Source organism: uncultured Desulfovibrio sp. (assembly GCF_944324935.1).
GTDB lineage: Bacteria > Desulfobacterota > Desulfovibrionia > Desulfovibrionales > Desulfovibrionaceae > Desulfovibrio.
The window spans coordinates 45,853-56,804 of record NZ_CALUYG010000015.1 but is presented as its reverse complement, the minus strand read 5'-3'; the positions used below and the strand labels follow the sequence as shown (position 1 = coordinate 56,804).

At 66.3% G+C, this 10,952-nt stretch carries 9 protein-coding genes and 1 pseudogene; 4 read left to right on the top strand and 6 right to left on the bottom strand.

The window, feature by feature from the left end; genetic code table 11:
- A pseudogene (locus Q0J54_RS05230) lies at positions 1 to 120 on the top strand (IS5/IS1182 family transposase); the annotation flags it as partial.
- Positions 121 to 218: 98 nt separating this feature from the next.
- On the opposite strand, the gene phnX reads toward Q0J54_RS05230, so the two are convergent.
- The 5 genes from phnX to modA all read right to left on the bottom strand — a co-directional run bounded on the left by phnX (position 219) and on the right by modA (position 5,809).
- On the bottom strand, positions 219 to 1,055 hold the full coding sequence (gene phnX / locus Q0J54_RS05225) for a phosphonoacetaldehyde hydrolase (RefSeq protein WP_296304390.1): 837 nt from the start codon (positions 1,053 to 1,055) through the stop codon (positions 219 to 221).
- A 310-nt stretch (positions 1,056 to 1,365) separates the two neighbouring features.
- Positions 1,366 to 3,108 carry a sulfoacetaldehyde acetyltransferase gene (gene xsc, locus Q0J54_RS05220; protein WP_296304389.1) on the bottom strand — a complete coding sequence of 581 codons (1,743 nt, stop codon included), beginning with the start codon at positions 3,106 to 3,108 and terminating at the stop codon, positions 1,366 to 1,368.
- A 303-nt stretch (positions 3,109 to 3,411) separates the two neighbouring features.
- Positions 3,412 to 4,173 carry an ATP-binding cassette domain-containing protein gene (locus tag Q0J54_RS05215; protein ID WP_296304388.1) on the bottom strand — a complete coding sequence of 254 codons (762 nt, stop codon included), beginning with the start codon at positions 4,171 to 4,173 and terminating at the stop codon, positions 3,412 to 3,414.
- Positions 4,167 to 4,949, bottom strand: a complete 783-nt coding sequence (gene modB / locus Q0J54_RS05210; RefSeq protein ID WP_296304387.1) for a molybdate ABC transporter permease subunit — start codon at positions 4,947 to 4,949, stop codon at positions 4,167 to 4,169. Before modB ends, Q0J54_RS05215 begins: the two co-directional genes overlap by 7 nt.
- An 86-nt stretch (positions 4,950 to 5,035) precedes the next feature.
- Entirely contained in the window at positions 5,036 to 5,809 is a 774-nt protein-coding gene (gene modA, locus Q0J54_RS05205; protein ID WP_296304386.1) for a molybdate ABC transporter substrate-binding protein, read from the bottom strand.
- Positions 5,810 to 5,949: 140 nt separating this feature from the next.
- Here modA and Q0J54_RS05200 point away from each other — a divergent pair, with 140 nt between their 5' ends.
- Together Q0J54_RS05200 and Q0J54_RS05195 are read left to right on the top strand one after the other, a co-directional pair.
- On the top strand, positions 5,950 to 7,053 hold the full coding sequence (locus Q0J54_RS05200) for a TOBE domain-containing protein (RefSeq protein ID WP_296304385.1): 1,104 nt from the start codon (positions 5,950 to 5,952) through the stop codon (positions 7,051 to 7,053).
- Positions 7,054 to 7,181: 128 nt separating this feature from the next.
- Positions 7,182 to 8,873, top strand: coding sequence for a 3-phosphoshikimate 1-carboxyvinyltransferase (locus Q0J54_RS05195; protein ID WP_296304383.1), 1,692 nt, complete (start codon positions 7,182 to 7,184; stop codon positions 8,871 to 8,873).
- A gap of 357 nt (positions 8,874 to 9,230) precedes the next feature.
- Here Q0J54_RS05195 and Q0J54_RS05190 read toward each other — a convergent pair whose 3' ends face one another.
- Positions 9,231 to 9,671, bottom strand: coding sequence for an MbtF (locus Q0J54_RS05190; protein ID WP_296304382.1), 441 nt, complete (start codon positions 9,669 to 9,671; stop codon positions 9,231 to 9,233).
- A gap of 90 nt (positions 9,672 to 9,761) precedes the next feature.
- Here Q0J54_RS05190 and Q0J54_RS05185 point away from each other — a divergent pair, with 90 nt between their 5' ends.
- On the top strand, positions 9,762 to 10,949 hold the full coding sequence (locus Q0J54_RS05185; RefSeq protein ID WP_296304381.1) for a pyridoxal phosphate-dependent aminotransferase: 1,188 nt from the start codon (positions 9,762 to 9,764) through the stop codon (positions 10,947 to 10,949).
- Positions 10,950 to 10,952 lie beyond the last annotated feature (3 nt).

Below are 10,952 nucleotides of genomic sequence, written 5' to 3'. Positions count from 1 at the left end.
GTCGAAAATGCTTTTCTCCATCTAAAACGCTGGCGGGGAATTGCCACACGGTATGCCAAAAGATGCTCCTCTTTTCTTGCCGCCGTTCAAATCAGGTGCATATCTTTGTGGGCAAACGTAATTTGGCGACAGTATCTAGCGGGAGGTTTTCTTCATACAAAAAGCGGACGAAAACCTGCCGACAGGCTTTCGTCCGCGCTGTTCCTTGCCTGCGCCGCCTACCAGGGGCGCTCGGCGGCCTTGAGGCGTGCCTCGATTACGGGCACAAGATCCGGCAGATCAGCCGCACTGTGGAGGACGTAGTGTGCCCCGGCCTGGCGCAGCACGTCGGCAAAAGCCTCCTCCCTGGCCGCCAGTTCGTCAGGCGGCATGACGGCGGCCTCTTCCTCAGTCAGCCCGAGGGCGTTGCTCGTGCGCGTCACGCCCACGACCCACATGCCGGCGTTGATGCCCTCTTCGATGTCGGCCACGGTGTCGCCCACCTTGATGCAGGATTCCAGCGGGTGCACGCCCAGCCGCTGACAGTTGAGATAGGCCATCCAGGGCCAGGGCCGGCCCACGGGGACCTCATCCGAGGTGACGAAAGCGTCCGGCACATAGCCCAGCTCGGCGGCCCGCGGTTCCAGCCGCACGACCATGTCCCGCGTGTAGCCGGTACAGGAACCGATCTTGATGCCGCGGGCCTTCAGCGCGTTGCAGGCCGCCACCCAGCCCGGCACGGGCGTAGCGTAATCGGCCAGGGTTTCCGGCATGAGCTCCTGTACCCGCGCATAGATCTTGTCCGTGACGGATCCGTCTGGAAGCGCGCCGTGCTCTTCCTTCCAGAGGGCGGCGATGCGGTCCATCTGCAACATGCACTGTACATGCTCGCGCTTGTCCTTGCCCATAGGGCCGCGCACTTCCTCCACCGTCGGAGTGATGCCGTACTGTTCGAACGCGCGGGAAAAGACCGCCACCGGCCCGCGGCAGCCGTGATCCACCGTCGTTCCCGCCCAGTCGAGGATGATGGCCTGTACCGGCCCGGTATACGGGCTGCGCTTCAAGAAAGGCTTCATAACATTCCCTCGTCAGCCGCCATGAGCACAACACAGCAGGTGGATGCCCCCCCGCGTGCCCGAACGGCAATACCGATGCACAACGATTGTCCAGCACGACAGTCCCGGCAGGCCGCCCGGAAACCTTTCCGGCGATCCCGGAAGCGGCGGGCAATGCCGGCGGCAGAAGCCGAGGCATGCCCACCCTGCCGCTTGCGTTGCCCGGCTGCGTGAACGGCAGTACCGGATAAGAATAAAAAAGGGGGGGAGAACCTCCCGCCCTGTAAGGGCGACCCCGCCCGGGGCGGGGTCGCTTGCAGTCGCAGTTCGCTTACTTCGCGAAGTGCTTCTTGTCCAGGTGTTCGTACTTGGGCAGGAAGCGGGTGGGCAGAGCCAGAGCGTCGCGGCGGAAGGGCGGGGCCAGACGGGTACCGTCGGTCATGATTTCGATCACGGCAGGACGACGGTTCTTCTTGGCGGCCTCGAGGGCTTCGGCCAGATCCTTCTGGGTGTTGACGGTGTAGCCGTCGGCGCCCATGGCTTCGGCGATTTTCGCGTAGGACTTGGACCAGATGTCCGCGCCCACGAAGCGGTTGTTGTAGAAGTCCACCTGGTTCTTCTTTTCCGCGCACCAGGCACCGTTGTTGTACACGGTGGCGATGACGGGCAGGTTGAACTGGCAGGCGGTGGGCACTTCGAAGAGGCTCATGCCCCAGGCGCCGTCGCCGGCGATGGAGAGCACGGTGTCTTCGGGGCAGGCCAGCTGGGCGCCCAGGGCGGCCTGGTAGGCGAAGCCGGTGTTACCGAAGGTCAGGGTGGCGATGTGACGTTTCGGGTTCTTGAAACGCAGGTAGCTGTTGGCGGTGGAGGAGGTGTTGCCGATGTCGGTGGTGGCAATCACGTTGTTGTCGGTCACGAACTTGCCGACCACTTCCAGGGCCTTGCGGGGATGCATACGGCCTTCGATGGTGGGTTCGTTGGCGATCTCGTCGATTTCCTTGAACCACACGTCCAGTTCGGACTTCACGCGGTTGTACACGGAGGTCAGATCGGCGCAGGGCTTGGTGGCTTCACGCAGCTGCTTCAGCAGTTCCACGGAGGCGTCGCCGGCGTCGGCGCACAGGCCCACGGTGATCGGGTGGGTCTTGGCGATGTGCAGCGGGTTGATGTCGATCTGCACGATCTTGGCGGTCTTCGGGAAGTAGTTGATGCCGTCCTGGGGCAGGGTGCCGAAGTAGGACAGGCGGGTACCGATGGCCAGGATGACGTCGGCGTCCTGCATGATGCGCATGGCGGCATGGGAACCCATGTAGCCGATGGGGCCCGTCCACAGCGGATGGTCGCAGGGGAAGGCGTCGTTGTGCAGGTAGGTGCAGGCAACCGGGGCGCCGAGGTGTTCGGCCAGGGCCTTCACGGTTTCCACGCAGTCGGCGTCAACCACACCGCGACCGGCCACGATCACGGGTTTCTTGGCGGCCTTCAGCACTTCCACGGCGTGCTTGAACTGTTCCGGGTTGCCGATGCCGCCGGGAGCCACGCGGTACTGGCTGGGCTTCAGGATTTCTTCATCCAGTTCGCCGTAGAAGTAGTCGCGCGGGATGTCCACGAGCACCGGGCCACGCAGGGCATAGGCGCTGCGGAAGGCGGTGCGCAGCACGTCAGCGGCACGCTTGGGATGGGGCACGCGCAGGGAAGCCTTGGTCACGGGTTTGAACAGGTTCCACGTGTCGCATTCCTGGAAGCCGTCCCAACCGATGGAAGCGGAGCCGGCGCTGGGGGAGATGATGACCATCGGGGTGTGGGCCATGTTGGCGGTGGCCACGGCGGTCACATAGTTGGTGATGCCGGGGCCGTTCTGGCCGATCACCACACCGGCTTTACCGGTCAGACGGCAGAAAGCGTCTTCCATGTGGCCAGCGGTCTGCTCATGACGCACGGAGATGAAGTCGATGCCGGCGGCGGGGAACAGATCCAGAAGGTCCATGTAAGCGGAACCGAGGATACCGCTGACGTGTTTGACGCCTTCTTCCACCAGGACTTCGGCCATCGCCTCACTGGGAGTCATCTTAGGCATAATTAAACTCCTTATGCACACTGTTTATTGTGAACACAACCACGCCTGCGCGGGCAGGCCCGCCGCGTGCGTGGAACCCGAACTCATCGGTCATCCCCGGCCGGCACAGGGCGTACCGACCGTACTCCCCCCTGGGGGAGCTTGGATGACTCTTCATACGACGGAAGCGCGGAACATGTCAACCATCAGGCAAAAAAATGGCTCCAGCTTCTCGAAATTCCACATAAAATTTTTTTTCACAGATTTTGCGCCACGGGCATCGTTCCACAATCGACAGTTCATCCATCTGAAAAGATTACGTTTTTATACATCTCCCATGTCGCCAGCGGCGGCAAGCAGCGCGCTCAGGCACGCACGCGTATCGGCATAGCCCCGGCGTGCCGCAGCGTAATCGCTCACCACCTGCGCCCGCCCAGCGGCGTAGACCACCAGCGACGCGGCAAAGGTCTCCACATCGAGGGGATCATGCGTGATCATGAGCAGGGGTATCCCCGCCTCGCGCAGACGCTCCGCCAGCTCGTCGCGCAGGCGTTCGCGAAGCAGCGGGTCCAGCGCGGAAAAGGGCTCGTCAAGCAGCAGAAGGCGCGGCCGGGCGAAGAGGGCACGGGCAAGGGCCACGCGCTGCCGCTGCCCCCCGGAGATCTCCCCCGGCTTGCGTTGCGCCAGATGCGCGATGCCGAGTCGCTCCAGCGTCCACAGGGCTTCTTCGCGCAGGGCGGGGGCCGGCCGCCACGGGCGGTTGCCGCTGCGGGCATACGCCACGTTGGCCAGTACCGACAGGTGCGGGAACAGGGCGTACTCCTGAAACATGTACCCCAGGCGTCTGTCGCGCGCCGGCAGGCATATCCCTTGTGAAGAATCGAACAAGATGTCGTCATCCAGCCGGATACGGCCGCCGGCCGGACGCACGAGCCCGGCCAGACATTGCAGGGTCAGGGACTTGCCCGATCCCGAGGCACCGAAAAGGACGACCGGCCCCTGCCCCAGACTCAGGGCATAGTCCACGTCAAGACAGAAGGCGCTCCCGCCGCCCGCAAGTTCCAGAAAAAGACACACCTCTAGCATGCCGGCCGCCGATCCCGAAGCATGCCGGCGGGCCTGACGCCGCGGGCGTCCGCAGGCGGGAGCCCCCCCGCCTGCCGGGACAGGGACGACGTGCGCGTGACGGCCCGCCGACGCCGCCGCAGGCGCATCAGCAGCTCCGCCCCGGCAAGGAGCCCCATGCACAACCCCGAGGCGACAAGCACGAGCAGCGTGGCCCGGGCGTCGTTGCCGGCCTGGAAGGCGTCGTAAATGGCCAGCGCCAGCGTCTGTGTCCGGCCGGGGATGTTGCCGGCCAGCATGAGGGTGGCGCCGAATTCGCCCATGCCGCGGGCAAAGGCCAGCATGATGCCGGCAAAGATGCCGCGCCAGGCCAGCGGGAGCGAAATGGTCAAAAAGATGCGCCACTCCCCCGCTCCGAGGGTGCGGGCGGCATCCTCCAGCCGGCTGTCCACCTGTTCCAGCGCGGCCCGGGCGGATTTGTAGATCAGGGGGAAGACCACCACCGTAGCCGCCACGACCGCTCCCTGCCAGGAGAAGATGAGGCTTATGCCCGCCTCGGCCAGCCACCGCCCCACCAGGCCGTGCCGGCCCAGCAAAACTATAAGGTAGTAACCCACCACCGTGGGGGGCAGCACCAGCGGCAGGGCGCAGAAGGCGTCCAGCACGGCGGGCAGCGGCCCGCGCCGCCGGGAGAGCTTCCAGGCCAGCAGCAGCGCGCCAAGCGAGGAAAAGAGCGTCGCCAGCGCCGCGACCCGCAGCGAGAGCAGCAAAGGATCAAGCAATGGGATGTCGTTCATTCCGTATCCGCCACGCGCGGGGAGGCATCCCGGAGTCAGGGATGCCGCCCCGCATGGCCAGCCGCCGGGCTGAAGGAAGGGGATGGCTAGGGCCGGGAAAATCCGTACCGGGCCAGGACCTCGCCCGCTTCCGAAGACAGCAGGAAGTCCACAAAAGCCTTACCCTGCGCGGCGTTCTTGCCGGTGGTCGCCACGGCCACAGGATAGAGCACGGGCTTGTGACCTTCCGCCACGAGCGCCACCTCCACCTTGTCGGCCATCTGCCGGGCGTCTGTCGCGTAGACGAATCCGGCATCCACCTCGCCGCGCGCCACATAGTCCAGCACCTGACGCACGCTGTTACCCATGATGAACCGGGGAGAGAGCGTCTCCCACAGTCCCGCCCGGGTCAGGGATTCCCGGGCATAGCGGCCGGCGGGAACGGAGTCGGGATTCCCCACCGCTATGCGCCGGGCCCCCGAAAGGTCGGCCAGTCCGGCCGGCTTCTTGCCCCCCCTGGGAACGATGAGCACCAGCTTGTTGCTGACGAAATCACGCCGCGTCGCCGGATCGATGAGCCCGGCCTTCTCGGCCTTGTCCATGGTCTCCTGATCGGCCGAGGCAAAGACGTCCACCGGCGCGCCTTCCTGCATCTGCTTGAGCAGCGGGTTGGAGGCCGCATAATTCGTATGGACGGTCAGCCCGGGATGCTTTTTTTCATACAGGGCCTTCAGCTCCCCGAAAGCATTGGTCAGACTGGCCGCGCCTGAAACGACCATCTCCCCGGCCTGTGCGGCCGTGCCCCACAAGGCCAGCCACAAGGCCAGGAGGACGGCGGCGGGACGGACCTTGTCCGAAAGCAGTGAACCGATTACGCGCATGGCATGACGCCTCCGTTTGAATGTGATGCTGCCTCGCAGCCTGAATCTCCCTTTTGCCCGCCACCCCGGCGTTTGGCAAACCTCTCACGATCCGCCATAAAAGCGTGACAAGTGATATGCTTGCATCTCTTTGAATTATCATGCTAACATATTTTTTTATGAAGAACGGCCCGCGAGATCGTGAACGTCTGGAAAACCTCTGGCGCTCCCTGAGCCTTCAGGACAGGGAGTGGCTGCGCCGCCGGCTGCTGCCCGGCGAGGAGGAGCCGTCCGACGCCGCGCGCCACCCGCTCTCCGTCGCGGAGTGCCGGGCGGCGGAGCTCTGGTTCGAAGAGCGGTGCGGGCAGGCCCGCACCCCCCGTGACCGTCAGGCCCGCCTGCGGCTCTGGTGTCTTTTTCTGCTGCTGCGCTACGGCGGCCTGCGCCTGGTGGAGGCCCTTTCCCTGCGGGCCGACGACTGGGACTGGACCCGGGGCTGCCTGCGCGTCCGAGGGACGCCGGAACGTCTCGTCCCCCTGCCGCTCCCCCTTGTCCGCAGCCTGCGGGAGCGGCTGACGGATCCCGCCTTTCTGGGCGCGCTGGCCTCCCTCACCCGCGACAGCAGCCTCGTACGCCGCAGCCTTGCCCAGTGCGGTCGCGCCTGCGGCTTCCCCGCCGGTCTGCTGTCCGCCCGCAGCCTGCGCCGGAACCGCGCGCAAGAGCTGCGCCGGCACGGTCTTTCGCCGGCGCTCGTCGATGCCTTCCTGGGACGGGGACGGCAACAGGCCGGCCTCCTGCCGGGGACTGCCGGCCTCCTGCGCCAGCGCATCCAGGGCGTGGACGACTCCCCGCGCAGCAGCGCCCGCAACACCTTTGCCGGACGGGTACTGCACTGCGGCGCCTGCGGGCTGGCCTGCCGCGTGGAACTGCTTACGCCCGGCGGTCTGCTGCTGACGGCCATCATCACCGAGACGAGCCGCCGCCAGCTCGACATCCGCGAAGGCTGCCAGCTCACCGCCCATGTCAAGGCGCCGCAGATGCACCTTGCCGGGGACGGCAGCCAGCCGCCGCCCGAGGCCACGCAGTTTTGCGGAGTGGTGGAACAGGTGCGCAGCGACGAGCGCTGGCGGGAAGTCCTGCTGCGCCTTGCCGACGGGACCCCCGTCTGCATCCTCCAGGAAAACAATCCCCTGCCGGCCCTGGCTCCGGGCATGGAGACGCGGGCATGGTTCGACGCCCTGTCGGTGGTGCTGGCCGCACGCTGATCCCCGGCGCGAACGCTTGCCAGTCGGGCGATTTCAGGCTAGAGAAACGGGCGCGGCCCGCGGCACGTCCGTCTGGTACGCCCGTCCGGGCCGCCCGTCATGCCATCCCCTTCCTCCAAGGAACCACCATGAGCGAGCACGCCACCGAAAACCGTCCCCGCAAGAGCCTGCGGGAATCCGTCTGCGAGATCGACCGCGACATCCTGCGCCTGCTCATGCGCCGTCACAACCTGCTGCGGCGCATGCATACCGCCAAGGGGCATCTTGACCCCGCGGAAGAAAAATTTCTGCGCGAAGCCTGGGAAGCCGCGGCGTCGCGCGTCAGCCGGGACCCCCGCCTGAGCAGCCGCTTCTTCACGCTCATGCAGGAAGTGGCATTCCTCCCCCGGCCCGAAGACGAGCCCGCCGACAAGCGCCCGGCCTTCAACCTGGCGCCGGCCACGGCCCCGGTCGACCTTGCCATGCGCGCGCCGCTGGCCTGCCGGGACGCCCGCGCCTGGCTCTATCTGGCCGCCGCCTCCGGCCGGCCGCTGCGCCTCGAACCCTGCCTGATGAACGACCCCCTGGTGGACTGCGTCAAGATGCTCAACCAGCTCGGGGCCGCGATCACCCGGGAAAACGAGGGCGTCAACGCCATGCCCGCCGCCCCCCTGGCCGCCCTTGACAAGGTGGTGCATGTGGGATGCAGCGCCTGGAACTTCTATCTGGCCCTCGGCCATTATCTGGGCCGCCCCTCGCGCGCCAAGTTCGTGGGCGATCCCGATCTGCGCCTGGCGGACTTTTCCGTGGCCCGCCGCTTTGCGGGCCAGATGGGCGCCCGGCTGATCCAGGCCGTGCCCAAGTCCGACGGACTGCCCGTGCGCCTCGAATGTTCCGGCGTCCTGCCCGATACGGTGCGGCTGCCTGCCGATGCGCCGACGGAACTGGCGGAAGCCATCCTGCTGGCCGCGCCCTGCTATGCGCAGCCCCTGCGGCTGGACCTTGCCGACATGGCCGCGCGGGCCGTCGTCTTTGCCCGCACCCTGCCCATCCTGGAACAGGCCGGGGCCGATGTCCGCCGCGAAGCCGACACGATCCGCGTCACGCCGGGCCTGTCCGCCCTGCCCGAGCGTCCCAGCCTGCCCCTGGAAGCGGAACTGGCCCTGCTCCTTCTGGGACTGGCCCCCTCGCTGGGCGGCACGGTGCGTCTGGAGGGACGCTGGCCGCAGACGCCGGCCGCCCGCGCCGGCTGGGAATTCCTTCAGGGACTGGGCGGCGATCTGCGCCGAGAGGAAGGCGAAACGCCCGCCGTACGCCTGAGCCTGAACGCGCCACTGGTCATCCCGGCCGCCGGCCTCGCCCTGCCCCCGGACTTCCCCGCCGAATGGCTGCCGCTGCCGCTGGCCCTGCTGGCTCAGACGGCCCTGCGGCAGGGCAGCGCTCCCCTGCCGTCCGCCTTGCGTGAAGGATGCAGCGACGAATTCCGCGCCGATATGACGAGCTTCTGCACGGCGCTCCACCTCTGCGTGGAAGACGGCGTGCTCCGCCCGCTGCGCGAGGAGGAACAGAGCGCCCCCTCAGGCCGCGGCTGGAACGCTCCTGATCCCGTCTGGGCGCTGGCGCTGGCGCTGGCGGCCTGCGCCAGGGACAAACGCCAGGTGCGGCTCGGCAACCCCGGCATCATCACCGGCCTGTACCCGGCATTCTGGACGCTCTACAACGGCCTGCCCGCGCCGAAGATGGAGCGGGCCCCCGCCCCGGCCGCGCCGGCCCTCAAAGCCCGCCGGCGCATCATCACCAACGTTCTGGCCGACATCCCCGATCTGCCGGACGAGGACTAGAACCTGTTGACACTCTTTGCTGTTTGCTGGGGGGAAGGGGAACCCCTTCCCCAGCGCGCTTTTACCGGGAGAAGGGCCAAGAACGCGCAGCGCCCCGCCCCAAGGACAACTGGAGAGCGAACGGTTTCTTTTCTTATCTGTCAAATTGTTCGCAAAATCCGTGCTAACAGACCCTAAGCCAGGCAGGCGTCCTCCCCGCCGACGGGAGGCCAGCCGAGCTTTCCGGGACCATCCGCAAGCAACGGATGGTCCTTTTTTTTGGGGGGGGAGGCAGCGGCCATCGGCGCCGGCCGCGACATAAAAAAGCAGGCCGCCCCGCCGGACAGCCTGCTTCGTCGTGCCTGTGCCGGGCACGGACTATTCGCCTTCGACGAGCACTTCCGCCGTGCGCACGCTCAAAGGCTGCCCGCCGCCGAAAGGCATGGCGGAGATGACATAGGAATAACGGCGCTCCTTGCCTCTGGGCGGACAGGGACCGGAATACAGCCTGGTCAGACCACCTTCGGCGATCTTGCCGCTCCCGTCATTGCTCCAGGTGCCGCCGCCAAGCAGCCGCTCCACGGGTTCCATCTCCACAAGCCGCACATCGAAATAGGACGTGCCCTTCGGCACATTGCCGACAAGTATGGCGGGAGAGAGGCGTGAGCAGCGATGCACCGTGTGGAAATCCACTTCCACGGTCATGCCCTGCGACGCCGGATCAGGCGCCTCCTGCCTGCCGCCGCAACCGACAAGCCCGCTCATCAGCAAAAACGCGCCGGCGAGCAGCTCCCAGCGGCCTGTGAGAAATTTCCGCATGGCGTCCTCCCTCATAGGAATTGCAAAACATCGCATTTCCACGGTATAACCAATCCCCCACTGATTGACAACTTGTTTAGGAGTTCCACCATGTCCATCCTTGCCGACAGCGTTGCAGGTTATCTTGAACACGCCTCCTGGATCCGCCGCATGTTTGAGGCCGGCGGCCAGCTCAAGGCCAAATACGGCGCCGACAACGTCCATGACTTCAGCCTCGGCAATCCCGACCTGCCGGCTCCTCCCGCCGTGGGCGAGGGCCTGCGCGCCTTTGCCGAACACGCCGGCGAACCCTTCGCCTTCGGCTACATGGCCAATGCCGGTTTCCCCTGGGCCCGGCAGCGTCTGGCCGAGCACCTCTCTCAGGAGCAGGGCTGCGCCCTTGACGGCGACCATGTGCTGCTGAGCTGCGGCGCGGCGGGCGGCCTCAACGCCTTTTTGCGGGCCGTCATCAATCCCGGCGAGGAGATGCTGACCTTTGCGCCCTATTTCGTGGAATACGGCTTTTATGTGGCCAATCACGGCGGCAGCCTGCGTGCCGTGAAGAGCCATCCCGATACCTTCACCCCCGATATGGACGCCCTCGAGGCCGCCATCAGCGAAAAGACGCGCGTCCTGCTCATCAATTCGCCCCACAATCCCACGGGTGTCGTCTACAGCAAGGCCCAGATCGAGGCCATCGTCGATCTGCTGGAGCGCAAGAGCCGCCAGTACGGCAAACCCATCTGGCTCATTGCCGACGAGCCCTACCGCTTCCTGGCCTATGACGGCGTGGAGGTCCCCTCCGTCCTGCCGCTGTACCCGTATGCCGTGGTCATCAGTTCCTTCTCCAAGAACATGTCCCTGCCGGGCGAACGCGTGGGCTATGTGGTCGTCTCCCCGCTGCTGCGCGAGCATGCCGAGCTGATGGCGGCCCTCACGCTGACCAACCGCATCCTCGGCTTCGTCAACCCGCCCGTGGTGGGCCAGCACATCATGGTCGCCGCGCTGGGCAGCCAGGTGGAACTGGCCGTGTATGCGGCGCGCCGCAAGGCCATGGGCGAAGTGCTCACCGCTGCCGGCTATGATTACCAGATGCCGGCCGGGGCCTTCTATTTCTTCCCCAAGGCGCCGGGCGGGGACGATGTGGCCTTTGTGAACCGCCTGCTGGAAGAACGCGTGCTGGCCGTTCCGGGCAGCGGTTTCGGCTACCCCGGCTATTTCCGCCTGGCCTTCTGCGTGGATGAAAAGGTCATCCGCGGGGCCGCCGCCGGATTTGCCGCGGCACGCGCCGCTTTTTAGGAG